8 protein-coding genes are annotated in these 15,405 nt (G+C 68.7%); 3 read left to right on the forward strand and 5 right to left on the reverse strand.

Features of this window, described 5'->3' with window-relative positions:
* Positions 1–102: 102 nt before the first annotated feature.
* From JOF57_RS05910 to JOF57_RS31405, 4 genes are all read right to left on the reverse strand, one after another.
* On the reverse strand, positions 103–816 hold the full coding sequence (locus tag JOF57_RS05910) for a sirohydrochlorin chelatase (protein WP_209914682.1): 714 nt from the start codon (positions 814–816) through the stop codon (positions 103–105).
* Between the two features lie 7 nt (positions 817–823).
* Positions 824–1,525, reverse strand: coding sequence for a phosphoadenylyl-sulfate reductase (locus tag JOF57_RS05915; RefSeq protein WP_209914684.1), 702 nt, complete (start codon positions 1,523–1,525; stop codon positions 824–826).
* Positions 1,522–3,201 (reverse strand): nitrite/sulfite reductase, encoded by a 1,680-nt coding sequence (locus JOF57_RS05920; protein ID WP_209914689.1) that lies wholly within the window; start codon positions 3,199–3,201, stop codon positions 1,522–1,524. Before JOF57_RS05920 ends, JOF57_RS05915 begins: the two co-directional genes overlap by 4 nt.
* 125 nt (positions 3,202–3,326) lie before the next feature.
* Positions 3,327–3,431 (reverse strand): Ms4527A family Cys-rich leader peptide, encoded by a 105-nt coding sequence (locus tag JOF57_RS31405; protein WP_372508126.1) that lies wholly within the window; start codon positions 3,429–3,431, stop codon positions 3,327–3,329.
* 92 nt (positions 3,432–3,523) lie between these two features.
* Here JOF57_RS31405 and hemW point away from each other — a divergent pair, with 92 nt between their 5' ends.
* Both hemW and JOF57_RS05930 read left to right on the forward strand, forming a co-directional pair.
* On the forward strand, positions 3,524–4,696 hold the full coding sequence (hemW, locus tag JOF57_RS05925) for a radical SAM family heme chaperone HemW (protein WP_209914692.1): 1,173 nt from the start codon (positions 3,524–3,526) through the stop codon (positions 4,694–4,696).
* Between the two features lie 243 nt (positions 4,697–4,939).
* Positions 4,940–10,090: a type I polyketide synthase gene (locus JOF57_RS05930; protein WP_209914694.1), complete on the forward strand. Its 5,151-nt coding sequence runs from the start codon at positions 4,940–4,942 to the stop codon at positions 10,088–10,090.
* On the opposite strand, the gene JOF57_RS05935 is transcribed toward JOF57_RS05930, so the two are convergent.
* Positions 10,087–11,736 (reverse strand): (2,3-dihydroxybenzoyl)adenylate synthase, encoded by a 1,650-nt coding sequence (locus JOF57_RS05935; protein WP_209914697.1) that lies wholly within the window; start codon positions 11,734–11,736, stop codon positions 10,087–10,089. The two genes, JOF57_RS05930 and JOF57_RS05935, sit on opposite strands and share 4 nt — an antisense overlap.
* A 94-nt stretch (positions 11,737–11,830) precedes the next feature.
* On the opposite strand from JOF57_RS05935, the gene JOF57_RS05940 reads away from it, so the two are divergent.
* Positions 11,831–15,376, forward strand: coding sequence for a non-ribosomal peptide synthetase (locus JOF57_RS05940; protein WP_209914700.1), 3,546 nt, complete (start codon positions 11,831–11,833; stop codon positions 15,374–15,376).
* The last annotated feature ends 29 nt before the right edge of the window (positions 15,377–15,405 follow it).

Below are 15,405 nucleotides of genomic sequence, written 5' to 3' on the forward strand. Positions count from 1 at the left end.
ACGGGGGTATACCATTGGATCCCAATATACCCCTTGGGGTATAGGAGTCAAGCTGACAAAGGCGCCCTCGGTGGGTGTCCGAGGGCGCCTTTGATCTGCGGGTCAGGCGGCGAAACCGGCGCTGCGGGCGGCCAGTGCCTCTTCGTAGCGATCCAGCACCGTGGCCGCCACCAAGCGGTGCGGACCGAGCGGTTCAGCCATCGGAATTCCTGTAGCGCAGGCGAATTCAGCGACCCGATCGGTGATGCGGCCATGTGCCAGAAACCAGGGGGCGATCACCAGGCGACGGGCGCCGCGTCGGCGCACGCGCTCGACGGCCTCCGGCAGGGACGGCGTCTGGCCTGTGGCGAATGCCACCTCGGTGCCGGCCCAGCGGGTGCCCTCGGCGAGAACACCGGCCAGAGCCGCCGTACGCGCATTCGCGGCGGGATGGGACGATCCCACGCCGACCAGGATCACGCCGAGGTCGGCGTCGAAGCGGGACACTCCCACCGCGGTCAGCCGCTCCCGCACCACCTGCAGCAGACGGGGATCATCGCCGAGCACGTCGGCCTGGGTTACCACGGCGCCCGAGCCCGCGATCAGCTCGGGAATGTCGACCCGCGCGTGATAGGCGCTGCCTAGCAGCAGCGGCACCACCACGGCGCCCGGCGCGACGTCGGGCAGCACCTCGGTGAGGTTGGGCGCGTTCTGCTCACAGAACGCCACCCGTACCTCGGTGTCGGGCAGCAGGCGGCGCAGATGCCCGCCGATGGCGTGGGCGTTCGCCGACGAACGCGGGTCTGCGCTGCCGTGTGCGGTGAGAACGAGTGTCATGAATGCCTCACGAGGCGTGCAGCCCGCACTCCGTCTTGGACTGACCGGACCACCGGCCGCTGCGCGGATCGGCGCCGGCCTCCGGTTTCGCGGTGCACGGCGCGCATCCGATGGACGGATATCCTTCGTAGACAAGGGGATTGACGAGGATATCGTTGGCGTCGATGTAGGCCTGCATTTCCTCGTCGGACCAGGCCGCGATCGGGTTGATCTTGACCAGGCCGAAGGCGGCGTCCCAGCTGATCAACGGGGCGTTGGCGCGGGTCGGTGCCTCCACACGGCGAATGCCGGTGACCCAGGCGGTGTAACCCGCCAGGGCCTTGCCCAGCGGCTCGACCTTGCGCATGCGGCAGCAGGCGGCAGCGTCGCGGGCGAACAGGTCCTTGCCGTGCAGCTCGTCCTGCTGGGCCACCGAGTTCTCGGGGTGCACGTTGACCACGTTGACGCCGTACACCTGCTCGACGGCGTCACGGGTGCCGATGGTCTCGGCGAAGTGGTATCCGGTGTCCAGGAACAGCACGTCGACACCGGGCCGTACCTTGGCCGCCATCTCGACCAGGACGGCGTCCTGCATGTTGGACGCCACGACGTAGTTGCCGCCGAAATGCTTGTCGGTCCAGCGCAGTAGCTCCTCCGCGCCGGCGTCTGCCAGCTCGGCCGCACCGCGCTCAGCGAGCTCGATCAGTTCCGTCTCAGTCAATGTGGTCACCTCAAGTCGTCTTCGTCGGCACGAACGGCCCACTGGGCGAAACGCTCGCCGCCCTCGCGTTGTTTCACGAAATTGCGGACGATCCGCTCGATGTAGTCGCCGAGCTCGGTGGCCAGCACCTTGTGCTGGCGCAGCTTGCGTCCGAAACCGCTGTCCAGACCGAGGCTGCCGCCGAGATGGACCTGGAAGCCTTCCTCGGGACCGTTGCCGTCGTCCACCATCTGGCCCTTGAAGCCGATGTCGGCGACCTGGATGCGGGCGCACGAGTTGGGGCAGCCGTTGATGTTGACGGTGACGGGCACGTCCAGCTCGGCGTTGAGGTCGCCCAGCCGTGCCTCGAGCTCGGGCACCAGTGTCTGGGCCCGGCCGCGGGTGTCGGCGAAGCTCAGCTTGCAGTACTCGATGCCGGTGCAGGCCATGAGGTTTTGACGCCAGTGCGAGGGCTGCGACTGCAGGCCCAGCGCGTCCAGGCCGGCGCGCAAGGCATCGAGCTTGTCGTCGGCGACATCGAGGATGATCAGCTTCTGGTACGCCGTCATCCGGGCGCGGTCAGAACCGGCGGCCTCCATCAGATCGGCAACCTTGGTCAAGATGGTGCCCGAAACCCGCCCGGCGATCGCCGAGACGCCGACAGCGTTGAGGCCGTTGCGGATCTTCTGCACGCCGACGTGGTCGACGGTGTGTGGCACCTGCTCGGGCGCCGGGCCGTCGATGAGGGGGCGCTTCAGGTATTCCTGCTCGAGAATTTCCCTGAATTTTTCAACGCCCCAGTCCTTGATCAGGAACTTCAGCCGGGCCTTCGAACGCAGACGGCGGTAACCGTAGTCACGGAAGATCCCGACGACGCCGGCCCACACTTCGGCCACCTCGTCCAGTGGGACCCACACGCCGACGCGCTGCGCCAGCATCGGGTTCGTCGACAGGCCGCCGCCGACCCACAGATCCAGGCCGGGCCCGTGCTCGGGGTGGTTGACCCCGATGAACGACACGTCGTTGATCTCGTGGGCGACATCCTGCAGACCCGAGACGGCGGTCTTGAATTTGCGCGGCAGGTTGGAGAATTCCGGATTGCCGATGTAACGCTCTTCGATCTCCTTCAGCGCGGGCGTCGGGTCCAGTACTTCGACCAGCGAATCGCCGGCCAACGGCGAGCCCAACATGCCACGCGGGCAGTCACCGCAGGCCTCCATGGTCTGCAGCCCGACCTCGTCGAGGCGGCGCCACACCTCGGGGATGTCCTCGATACGCAGCCAGTGGTACTGCAGGTTCTCCCGGTCGGTGATGTCAGCGCTGTCGCGTGCGAAGTCGACCGAAATCTGTCCGAGGGTGCGGATGGCCTGCGCCGACATCGCCTTGCCGTCGGTGCGCACCCGCATCATGAAGTACTCGGCCTCGAGCAGGTCGGCGTTGTCGTCACCGGTGAAGGTGCCGTCGTAGCCTTCGGTGCGCTGGGTGTAGAGGCCCATCCACCGGAATCGGCCGCGCAGGTCGTCCATGGCGATGCTGGCAAAGCCATCACGCGAGTAGACGTTGAGGATGCGGTCACGCACATTGAGTGCGTCGTCTTCCTGCTTGAACTGCTCGTTGTGGTTGAGCGGCTCGCGGTTGCCGAGCGCCCACTGGCCTTCATCGCGGGGGCGTTTGGCGGGGCGGGCGGGGGCCTCGGGGGTTGTCACTGTTGTGCTCCTTGGAGAATGGAGCTGGCATGTAGACCGCGCAGATCACCGGTGGCTGACCGGCGGCGCAGATCCGGTGCCAGCTGAGACTATGGGGCGGGCGGGGTCCGAAATCAACGCATGATTCAGGGCAGACAGCAACAGCTACATACGCGCTTGAAATCGACATGCCGACGAGCCACCAGCGCAATGCGGGTGGAGCTGTTGTGGGCGGCAGTCACGCCGGCCATTCTGCCAGATTGTCGCCACCGGCCCTAACCGGGCCATATTTGCGCTCGGGGTGAGCGAAAGTCGTCGCTGGACAGTCTGGGAAAATCAGATCATGAACACCCGCACGGCACCCGTCGGTCAACCGCAGTTGGTCCCGATGCCGGGGCGCGCGTTCGGCATCTATATCCACGTGCCGTTCTGCGCGACGCGATGTGGATACTGCGACTTCAACACCTATACGCCGGCCGAATTGGGGGGAGCGAACCCCGACGGCTGGCTGGCCGCGCTGCGCATCGAACTGGCCCTGGCGGCCGCCACCGTCGGTTCCGTACCCGTCCAGACGGTGTTCGTGGGCGGTGGCACACCTTCGTTGCTCGGCGGTGCCGGTCTGGCCGCGGTACTCGGTGCGGTCCGTGACAACTTCGAGCTGGCTGCCGACGCCGAGGTGACCACCGAGGCCAACCCGGAATCCACCTCTCCGGAACTGTTCGCGATGTTGCGCGAGGCCGGCTACACCCGGATATCGCTGGGCATGCAGTCGGCCGCGCCGCAGGTCCTGGCGGTGCTGGACCGAACGCATTCCCCGGGTCGCGCGCCCGCGGCGGCCCTGGAGGCCAGGGTCGCAGGGTTCGAGCACGTCAACATCGACCTGATCTACGGCACGCCGGGGGAGACCGACGACGACCTGCGGCGTTCGATCGACGTTGCGGTGGGCGCGGGTGCCGACCATGTGTCCGCGTATTCGCTGATCGTCGAGGACGGCACGGCCCTGGCTCGCCGAGTGCGCCGCGGCGAGGTCATCCGGCCCGACGACGACGTACTCGCGCAGCGCTACGAACTGCTCGACGGCCGGCTGTCGGCGGCGGGTCTGAGCTGGTACGAGGTGTCGAACTGGAGCCGCGAGGGCGGCGAGTGCCGGCACAACCTCGGCTACTGGGGCGGTGGCGAATGGTGGGGCGCCGGACCGGGAGCGCACGGCTTCCTGGGTGCTACCCGATGGTGGAACGTCAAGCACCCCAATGCTTATGCGCAGTCTCTCGGCGAAAATCGGTTGCCGATAGCTGATTTCGAGGAGCTCGGTGCTCGTGACCGGCATGTGGAGGAAGTGATGCTGCGGGTCAGGGTGCGCGACGGCCTTCCGGTGGCGCTCCTCGACGCCGACGAACTGGCTCGCGCCGAAACGCTTTGTGGCGAAGGTCTTCTTCTTCGGCGGGGCGATGCCCTGGTGTTGACCGACCGTGGTCGCCTGCTCGCCGACGGAGTCGTGCGCGACCTGCTGGGGTAGGGCGTATGTGAGTGAGCTAACAGCGGACCGCGGTGACGGGCGATGTCGAAAAAGGCCGGTGCTGTAGCCTCGCCGGCTGACATAAGTGCACGTCACCGCCGCGGGGCGGCTCCCCGCGGGCTCCCGGTTTCGGTTCGGGGTAGAACCCCTGATCGGTTGGGCGGTGTGCCACTATTGTCCGCATGTCGGCACCCTATTTAGGCAAGCCTATCCAGACTTATGCCCGATCGGGATCCTGCTGACATGGCACTCGAGGCTTCTACCCCCGAACCCATTGCCGTAATCGGCATCGGTTGCCGCGTCGCGGGCAACGTCGCAAATCCAGCGGACTTCTGGAATTTCCTGCTCGAGGGCCGCAGCCACATCACCGAGGTGCCGCAGGAGCGCTGGGAGCCGTACCTACGGCGTGACCCACGCAACGCGGCCATCCTGCGCGAGGTCACCCGACTCGGAACCTTCCTCGACGATCTGGCCGGCTTCGACGCCGAGTTCTTCGGCGTATCGCCGCGTGAGGCCGAGGTGATGGATCCCCAGCAGCGGATGGCGCTCGAGGTCAGCTGGGAGGCGCTCGAACACGCCGGAGTGTCGCCGCGGGCGCTCGCCGGTAGCGACACCGCCGTGCTGATGGGCGTCAACTCCGACGACTACGGCAAGTTGATCATGGAAGACCTGCCCGGGATCGACGCCTGGACCGGCATCGGAACCTCCCTGTGCGGTATCGCCAACCGCGTTTCGCACCTGCTCGATCTCCGCGGCCCGAGCGTGGCGCTGGACGCCGCGTGCGCGGCCTCGCTGGTCGCAGTGCACCAGGCGTGCCAGATGCTGCGGGCCGGTGAGACATCGCTGGCGCTGGCCGGCGGGGTCAGCGCGTTGATCGGTCCGGGCCTCACCCGCGTGCTCGACGAGGCCGGAGCCACCGCCCCCGACGGCCGCTGCAAGACCTTCGACGCTGCCGCCGACGGTTACGGGCGAGGTGAAGGCGCCGGCGTCGTCGTGCTCAAGCGACTCGCGGACGCCCAGCGCGACGGTGATCGAATCCTGGCCGTGGTGCGAGGCGGTGCCACGGCGCAGGACGGCCGCACCGTGGGCATCATGTCGCCCAACGGAGCTGCCCAGGCGGACATGTTCCGGCGCGCGTGCGAGATGTCGGGTGTCGACCCGGCCGGCATCGGATATATCGAGGCGCACGGAACCGGAACCCCCACAGGCGATCCCACCGAGGTCGGGGCACTCGCCGAGGTGTACGGCACCGGGCGTGCCGATCAGGACCGGTGTCGCATCGGGTCGGTCAAACCCAACATCGGCCACCTCGAGGGCGGCGCCGGGGTGATGGGCCTGATCAAGACGGTCCTGGCGTTGCACCACGAGACGATCCCGCCCACCGCCGGGCTGCGCCAACTCACCGGCGCGGTGGACTGGGCCAACAGTGGCCTCCGGGTGCCCACCGAGCCTGAGCCATGGGCGCGGACGGACACCCCACGTCGGGCTGCGGTGTGCAGCTACGGCTACGGCGGCACGATCGCGCACGTCCTGCTGGAAGAGGCTCCGGCGGCCGCGCAGCCGTTGGTGGACAGCCTGTCCGGCCCGGTGATCGTCCCGCTCTCGGCGCGTTCGGGTGCGCGGCTTGCCCGGCAGGCCGACGCGCTGGCCGATCGCCTGCGGGCCGGGCACCACAATGTGGCGTCGGTGGCGGCCACCCTGTGGGTGCGGCGTGCGCACGAACCGGTCCGGGCCGCGGTGATCGCCGAACACCGGCATGAACTGATCGCCGGCCTCGATGCACTGGCTCGCGGTGAATCCGGCGCCGGCCTGGTCACCGGCGAACTCCCGGGCGGGCAGGCCCGCGACGCGGTGTGGGTGTTCTCCGGACACGGCTCGCACTGGGCCGGGATGGGTCGTGAACTGCTCACGGCCGAATCGGCTTTCGCTCGCGTCATCGACGAGGTCGACGAGGTCTTCGGGCGTGAGCTCGGGTTCTCCGCCCGCGCGGCGCTCAGCAGCGGTGAGCTCGGCGGCACGGACCGGATCCAGGCGCTGACCTTCGCGATGCAGGTCGGGCTGGCCGCGGTCCTGCGCGAGCGGGGAGCGCGGCCCGCCGCGGTGATCGGGCACTCGGTCGGCGAGGTGGCGGCGTGCGTGGTCTCCGGGGTGTTCGACCTGAGCGAGGGTGCGGCCGTGGCCTGCTACCGTGCCCGCGGCTTCCGGTCCGTGATGGGTTGTGGCGCCATGGCTTTGGTTCGGTTGCCGTTCGCCGAGGCGCAGCAGCGGTTGGGTGGCCGCACCGATGTGGTGGCGGCCATCAGCGCGTCGGCCGAGTCCTGTGTGATCTCCGGCCTCACCGACGCGGTCGAGGACGTTTGTGAATCCTGGGCCGAGCAGGGCGTCGTGGTGCGCCGGGTGAATACCGACGTGGCATTCCACAGCCCCGCGATGGATGACCTGACCGGCGCGCTGGCCGCGAACGTGGCCGGGCTTCAGCCCCCGCGGGATGCGGCGATCCCGCTGTACACCACGGCGTTGGCCGATCCGCGCTCCACCGCACCTCGCGACGCCGCCTACTGGGTGCAGAACCTGCGCGGGCAGGTCCGGTTCGCCGAGGCTGTCACCGCCGCGGCCGAGGACGGCCACCGGCTGTTCCTCGAGGTCTCCGCTCATCCCGTCGTATCGCATTCCATCGTCGAAACCCTGCTGCATCTGGGCATCGACGACCACGCTGTCGTACCGCTGCTGCGTCGCGACACATCCGAACTGCCGGCTGTCACGACCGCGATCGCATCGCTGTACTGCCACGGAGCCGAGATCGAACATGGTGTCGCCGAGACTGATTCGTGGGACGCCGACCTGCCGGCCACCCAATGGCAGCACCGGCACTTCTGGCGGATTCCCACCGCAGCGCCCGGCGGGCGGGCGGTGCACGACACCACCAGCCACACGCTGCTCGGCGGGCGCACCGAGGTGGCCGGAACCGTCACCACCCGTATGTGGCAGACCCGGTTGGACTTCGACACCAGGCCCTATCCCGGCGACCACCCGGTCCAGGGCACCGAAATCGTTCCTGCCGCAGTGTTGTTGAACACCTTCCTGACGGCAGCCGGCGCCGCGCTCACCGATGTGCGGCTGCGCACGCCGGTCGCACCGGCGCGTGCCCGCGACCTGCAGGTGGTGCTGGCCGACCGCGAGCTGACGCTGGCCTCGCGGCTGGCGGACGCGGACGAGGATCAGGACGGCGGATGGTTGACGCACAGTAGTGCGGTGGTTGCCCGTGATGACGCTGACGAGACCGCCGGCATGACTGTCGACCTCGCTGCGGCCCGGGCACGTTGCCCCGAACAGTTGGCGCCGCGCCACGTGATCGACACTCTCGCCGAGCTCGGCGTCGCAGCCATGGGATTCGATTGGGACATCAAGGATCTGCACCGTGGTGAGGGCGAACTGCTGGTGCGGGTGAGTTCCGCGTCGGATGGTGCGCGGCCCGGCACCTGGGCCTCACTGGTGGATGCGGCCACGTCAGCCGCCTCCACCAGCTTCGACGGCCCGCCCCGACTGCGGATGCCCGCCCGAATCGAACGCGTGCAGGTTTGGGGTGCACCGCCGGCCACCGCGCTGCTGTCGGTGCGGCGCAGGCCGGACACCACCACCACCGACGTGGCGATCACCGATGAGTCCGGATCGATACTGCTGGCGATCACCGGGATGACTTTTGAGGAACTCGAGAATCCGGGGCGCGAATGGTCGGCCACCGACGTCCGCCGGATCGTGCACCGGGTGGCGTGGAATCCGGTCTCGGCGCGCGACGAGGGGCCACCCACCGGGGTGGTGCTGATCGGCGGGGACGTCGACCGGCTGGAGACCGCGGTCGACGACCTGACCGCGGCAGCGGTGCCCTACCTGGCGCTCGAAGGCCCCGCCGAACTGGAGTCGGTCATCGAGTTCGGCTCGTTGCCAAGCGAACTCGGTGATTCCCCGGTGGTGTTGGCGTTGCCGCGAGACGATGACTCGCCAGAGGCGGCCGTCGACCTGGTGACCACTACGCTGGCGCTGCAGCAGCGCTTGGGCCTGTCGGCGCGACTGTGGGCGCTGACCGTCGGCGTGCACGAAGGAACCAATGTGACCCACGCCCCGCTGTGGGGACTGGGGCGGGTCGCCGCGGCCGAACATCCGCAGTTGTGGGGCGGTGTCGTCGATGTGGCCGACGGATGCCTGCCGCTGGCAGCGCTGGGATCGCTGGCCGGACACGGCGTATTGGTGGTCCGTGACGGGGTGGCCATGGCCGCGCGTCTCTCGACATCCGGCGGGGGTACCGCCGACCCGATGGAGTGTGTGCCGGGCGGCACGTACTTGATCACCGGCGGGACCGGAGCATTGGGTCTGCGGATGGCCCAGCGCCTGGCCGATCTCGGCGCCCGCCGTCTCGTCCTGTTGTCCCGCTCAGGCCTGGGCGACCGGTCGGCCTGGGCGGACGACACGCCCTCGGCGGCGATTCGCGCGGTCACCGCACTGGAGGATCGTGGCGTGTCGGTCACGGTTGCCGCGGTCGACATCGGGGCACCCGGGTCGGCCGACGCCCTGCGCGACGTGCTGCGACCGCTGCCACCGGTACGCGGTGTCATCCACGCAGCGGGGGTGGAAGCCGGTGCGTTGCTGATGAATACGACCTCCGACGAGTTCGCCACGGCCATGCACCCCAAGGTGAACGGCACGCTGGTGCTGCACGAGGTGTTCCCGCCCACGCAGCTCGACTGGATGGTGCTGTTCTCCTCGTGCGGCTACCTGGCCGGTTTCCCGGGGCAGGCCGCCTACGGCTGCGCCAACTCGTTCCTCGACGTGATGGCCCGGCACCGGCGCAGTCTCGGGGACCGCACCACGGCCGTCGCCTGGACGGCGTGGCGCGGACTGGGGATGGGCTCGGCATCGGAGTTCGTGGCAGCACAACTCGATGCGCTCGGCATGGGCACGGTCGCCGCCGACGACGCGCTGCTGGCGCTGGATCTGGCGATGCGGGAGGACACCGCCAACGTCGTCGTACTGCCGGTCCTGCCCGCGGCTGCGGCGGTGCCGATGCTGGCCGATGTAGCGCCTGAGGATGAGCCTGACGACGACCCGTCACCGGCAGCGGGAGAGTACGAGCCTGATCAGCTTGCTGCCCAGGTATTGACCGCGGTGGCAAGCCAATTGGGGCTCGCGGAGTCCGATGTCAACGTCGACCTGCCGCTGGTGGAACTGGGCGTCGACTCGATCATGACGGTGCGGTTGCGCCGTCACCTGGAGAAGCAGACCGGGTTGTCGTTGCCGCCGACCCTGTTGTGGGAGCACCCCACCGCGGCGGCGGTCACGGCCAGGATCATCGAACTGCTGGACCCCGACGCGAAGCGAGAGGTGCGGGCGGGACATTAGCCGGTGATCGCGGCGATCAACTTTTTCTTGTCGACCTTGCCCACCGCGGTGGTGGGCAGGGTCGGCATCGGGACCAGCACATCGGGCCGGGCATGGGCTGACGCGCCCCGCTGGTCGAGAAACTCGTTGAGCTGAGCCAGGTTGATCGGTGCACCCCGGAAAACCACCGCGGCACAGATTTTTTCGCCGAGGTAGTCGTCGGGCAGGGCCACGGCGGCGGCCGCGTACACGGCGGGGTGGGTCAGCAGGTGGTCCTCGAGGTCGGTGGCCGACACGGTCTCGCCGCCGCGGTGGATGACGTCCTTGATGCGGCCGGTCACCTCGACGTAGCCGGCCCGCGGTCCGTCGGTGAAGATCCGGACCCGGTCGCCGGTGCGGTAGAAACCGTCGGGGCTGAACGAGCGGACGTTGGCCTCGTCGGCGCGGTAGTAGCCGTTGAGTGTGTACGGTCCGCGCACCAGTAGCTCGCCCTCCTGGCCGGGCGCGACCTCGTGGCCGTCCTCGTCGACCACCCGCATCTCGTCGTCCGGTGACATCGGCCGGCCCTGGGTGTGTTCGACCACGTCCACCGGATCGCCGGGGCGGGTGAAATTCAGCATCCCTTCAGCCATTCCGAAGATCTGCTGCAGTCCCGGGCTCAGGCCCTCGCGGATGAAACGGGCCTCCTCGGGGGACATCCGCGAGCCACCTACCTGGACCACCCGCAACGAGGTGGGCAGCACCGGTTCCCAGTCGCAGGCCTGCGTCCAGAGTTTGGCCAGAGCGTTGACGAGGCCGGTCACCGTGACGCCGTGGGTGTCGATCAGGGCGAAGGCCGACTCGGGACTGGGGTCGTCGGTGTAGACCGTCGTCGCCCCCACCGTCATCGAGCCGAGCAGGCCGGGGCAGGCGAACGGGAAGTTGTGGCCGGCGGGCAGAACCGCGAGATACACGTCGTCGTGCACCATGTCGCACGCCTGCGCGCACGCCGCGGCGTTGTAGAGGTAGTCGTCGTGGGTGCGGGGGATGAGCTTGGGTAGCCCGGTGGTACCGCCGGACACCAGCAACACTGCCGGGCCGCTCGTATCGACGGCGATGTTCGGTGGTTCCGGGTCATCGAAATCCTTGAGAGCGGACCAGGATTGGAAGGGGCCGGGGTCGCCGTCGACGAGGACATGGCGCAACCGTGGGTGTGCGGAAGCGAGTTGAGCGGCCAGATCGCGGTAGTCGAATCCGGCGATGACGTCGGGGATCACCAGTCCGACGGCTCCGCTGACATCGGCGAAATGGCCCAGCTCGGCCGAGCGGTGACCGGGGAGGCACAACACCGGTACCGCCCCGGCACGAAGCAGACTGAACGCGGCGACCGCGAATTCGCGTGTGTTGGGCAGCTGCACCAGGATGCGGTCACCCGGCGTGATGCCTTGGTCGGCGAGCGCGGCGCCGATCCGGTCGGCGAGGGCGTCCAGTTCGGCGAAGGTGTGGCTGCCGGTGGCGTCGACGACAGCAGCCTTGTCGGGCCAGCGCTGCGCGGCCTCCCGCAGGATGCTGTCCAGTGCTTTGCCCTGCCAGTAGCCGGCTTGGCGGTACACCTCGGCACGGCCGTCGGGGAACCGTGTGAATCCGTTTGCCAGTTCGTCCTGTGCGCGGTCAAAACCGGTGGTCATCGGTGTTCTGGCTCCCGTCGGGTGAGTGTGTCGGCAGATCGAATATAGGGTAACCTCCGCTAAGTTAGGGCAGCCTTTACTAATCATTTGGAGGATGGTGAGCGTGGTGGCGACGAGTTCCCAGACGGTCCGCGACGAGGTCGCCGAACTCCTGGGGGTCAGCGCCGACGCGGTCGATCCCGATGCCGACCTGATCGCCTCCGGGCTCGATTCGATCCGGATGATGTCGCTGTCCGGCCGGTGGCGTAAGCAGGGCATCAATGTCGGATTCGCGACCCTGGCGGCCAATCCTACCGTCGCCGCCTGGATCGAGCTGGTTGCCGAGCACGCTCCCGATGCGCCGGCCGAAGCGCCCGTCCCCGACACCGTCCCCGACACCGCCGGCGCCGGCGAGGAAGGCGACACCTTCCCACTGGCACCCATCCAGCATGCCTTCTGGGTGGGCCGTAACCAGGATCAGCAACTCGGTGGTGTCGGTGCGCATCTGTACGTCGAATTCGACGGAGTCGGAGTCGATCCGCAACGGCTGCAGGCTGCAGCGGCGCAACTGGCCGCGCGCCATCCGATGCTGCGGGTCGAGATCCTGCCCGACGGCACCCAGCGGATCGGCAATCGGCCACTACCGGTCACCCTCTACGACCTACGCGACCTGGATCAGGCTGCGGCACAAGCGCAGTTGGAGTTGATCAGGGAATCCAAGTCCCATCAGATGCTGCACGATGAGGTGCTGCAGCTGAGCCTGTCTCTGCTGCCCGGTGGACGCACGCGTCTCCATGTCGACATGGACATGCAGTGTGGGGATGCCGTGAGCTACCGCAATTTCATGGCCGATCTGGCCTCGTTCTACCGCGGTGTCGAGCTGCCCGGGCTGGGCTACACGTACCGCGAATACCGCGCCCGGCTGACAGCCACGGCGCCGCCGCCGTCGGAGCAGGACAAGCAGTGGTGGGCCGAGCGGGTGCCCGATCTGCCGGATCCGCCTGCGCTGCCACTGGTCCCGCTGTCCGATCAGCGCAACCCGCACCGCAGCATCAGGCTGTGGGAAACCCTCGACGTGCCGACCCGCGACGCATTGTTCGCGGCGGCGCACCGGCGGGGCATCACCCCGGCCATGGCGGTCGGGGCCTCGTACGCCAATGCGTTGGCGCACTGGTCGACGCAGTCGCGGTTCCTGCTGAACCTGCCGATGTTCGGTCGGGAGCCCTACCACCCGGACGTGGAGAAGCTGGTCGGTGATTTCACCTCCTCGCTGCTCCTCGACATCGACCTGACCGGGGCAGATACCGCCATGGCCCGGGCCAGGGTGGTGCAGGAGACGCTGCACGCCACCGCCGCGCATTCCTCGGTGTCCGGGCTCGATGTGCTGCGCGACATGAGCCGCCACCGCGGCAGCCAGACCCTGGCCACCATCGTCTACACCAGTGCGCTGGGACTGGGCGACCTGTTCGCCGGCGACGTCACCGACCACTTCGGGGCGCCGGTATGGACCATCTCGCAGGGCCCGCAGGTGCTGATCGACGCCCAGGCCACCCCGCTCGCCGACGGCCTGATGATCAACTGGGACGTCCGGGTCGAGGCGTTCCGGCCGGGCGTGGCCGAGGCCATGTTCGCCTACCACCTGGCCGAACTGCGCCGCCTGGCCACCGATGGCGCGGCCTGGGATGCACCCGACCCGCCCGCGGCCTCCGAGTCGCAGCGTCGGGTGCGGGCCGAGCTGAACGCGTCGACCTCGACGCCCGGTGGCGACGTGCTGCATTCCGGATTCCTGGCCAACGCAGCCTCCACCCCGGATGCGCCCGCGGTGTTCTGCAGCGCCGGGAACCTCACCTATGGCGAGCTGCAGGACAAGGTGCTGGCCGTGGCCGCCGCCCTGCAGTCTCGCGGCGTGTGCCGCGGCGAGGTGGTCGCGGTGCTGGGCCCCAAGAGCGTCGAACAGGTCATCGCGCTGCTGGCCGTCTCGATGGTCGGCGCCGCGTATCTGCCGGTCGGGGTGGATCAGCCCGCCGATCGGGCCGCGCGCATCCTGCACACCGGCGGGGTCGACTTCGCCCTGGTCTGCGGTTCGGGGCCGGAGCATCCCGACCTGCCGCACCTGACCGTGGCCGATGCCGAGATCATCGGTGACCCAGCGCATTTCGAGCCGGTCGAGGTTGTGCCCTCGGACCTGGCATATGTGTTGTTCACGTCCGGCTCCACCGGTGAGCCCAAGGGCGTCGAGATCACCCACGACGCGGCGATGAACACCATCGAGTTCATCAACGACCACTTCGAGATCGGCCCCGCAGACCGTTGCCTGGCGTTGTCGCACCTGGAGTGCGACCTGTCGGTGATCGACGTCTACGGGACGCTGCGCTCGGGTGGCTCTCTGGTCGTCGTCGACGAGGAGCACCGTCGCGATCCGGATGCCTGGGTCACGCTGATCGACGAGCATCGGGTCACCGTCCTGCACTTCCTGACGGGCTGGCTGGAGATGCTGGTCGCGGCCGGCACAGCCGGCACTGCGGTGGGCACCGGTTCTCTCGCTTCCCTGCGGGCGGTTCCCACCGGCGGCGACTGGGTGCGTCCGGACCTGGTCCGGGCGTTGCGTGCCGCGTCGCCGCAGGTGCGTTTCGCGGGGCTGGGCGGGGCTACGGAGACCGCGACCCACAACACGATCTTCGAAGTCGGGTTCGGTGACGACGCGCTGCCCGCGCATTGGACCTCGGTGCCGTTCGGCGTGCCGCTGGCCAACAACTGCTGCCGCGTGGTCGATGCACGGGGCGAGGACTGCCCGGACTGGGTTCCCGGAGAGTTGTGGGTCGGCGGTCGCGGTATCGCCCGCGGGTACCGCGGCCGGCCCGACCTGACCGCCGAACGGTTCCTCGAGCACGACGGGAGCCGCTGGTACCGCACCGGGGATCTGGTGCGGTCATGGCCCGACGGCACGCTGGAATTCGTCGGCCGGGCCGACCACCGGATCAAGGTCAGCGGGTTCCGCATCGAGCTGGGGGAGGTCGAGGGCGCGTTGTGCCGCGTTCCCGGCGTGGATGCGGCCGTTGCGGTGCTGGTACCGGTCGACGGCGGGCACGATGTGCTCGGCGCGGTCGTCCGTGCGGATCGGACCGGCAGCGATGCGGAATCGGTGGCTCAGGTAGTCGCCGGGGCCATGGCCGAGCTGGTGCCCGCCCACATGATCCCGCAGGTGCTTCTGGTCGCCGACGAGATTCCCTATGCCCGGGGCAAGACCGACCGCACCGCAGTGGTCCGGATGCTCTCGGCGGTCGGCGCCCCCGAGACCAGGGGCTACCGGGCGCCGTCGGACCCGCTGGAAACGGCCCTGTGCGCGATCGTCGGGGAGGTTCTCAAGCAGACCGGTGTCGGGGCCGACGACGATTTCTTCGCCCTCGGCGGGGACTCGGTGCTGGGTACGCAGCTGGTGGCCCGGATCCGGGACTGGCTGGACACCTCGACCGTCATGGTCGCCGACGTCTTCGCGGCGCGAACGGTCGCGAAGATGGCCGCGCTGCTGACCGGCCGGGAGGCGGGTTCAGACCGCCTGCAACTGGTGGCCGAGCTGTACCTGGAGGTCACCGGCATGGACAGCACCGACGTCGCCTCCGAGTTGGCACGCGCGGCCCCAGAACCCGCGTTCGGCAACTAAGGTTAGAGTTACTTCAGTTAGGGCAGGCT

This window comes from Mycolicibacterium lutetiense (assembly GCF_017876775.1).
GTDB classification, from domain to species: Bacteria; Actinomycetota; Actinomycetes; order Mycobacteriales; family Mycobacteriaceae; genus Mycobacterium; species Mycobacterium lutetiense.

Coding starts and splice junctions, on each gene's coding strand:
- JOF57_RS05910 (WP_209914682.1), bottom strand. CDS start 816: ATGACACTCGTTCTCACCGCACACGGCAGCGCAGACCCGCGTTCGTCG.
- JOF57_RS31405 (WP_372508126.1), bottom strand. CDS start 3,431: ATGGCCGGCGTGACTGCCGCCCACAACAGCTCCACCCGCATTGCGCTG.
- hemW (WP_209914692.1), top strand. CDS start 3,524: ATGAACACCCGCACGGCACCCGTCGGTCAACCGCAGTTGGTCCCGATG.
- JOF57_RS05930 (WP_209914694.1), top strand. CDS start 4,940: ATGGCACTCGAGGCTTCTACCCCCGAACCCATTGCCGTAATCGGCATC.
- JOF57_RS05935 (WP_209914697.1), bottom strand. CDS start 11,736: ATGACCACCGGTTTTGACCGCGCACAGGACGAACTGGCAAACGGATTC.
- JOF57_RS05940 (WP_209914700.1), top strand. CDS start 11,831: ATGGTGAGCGTGGTGGCGACGAGTTCCCAGACGGTCCGCGACGAGGTC.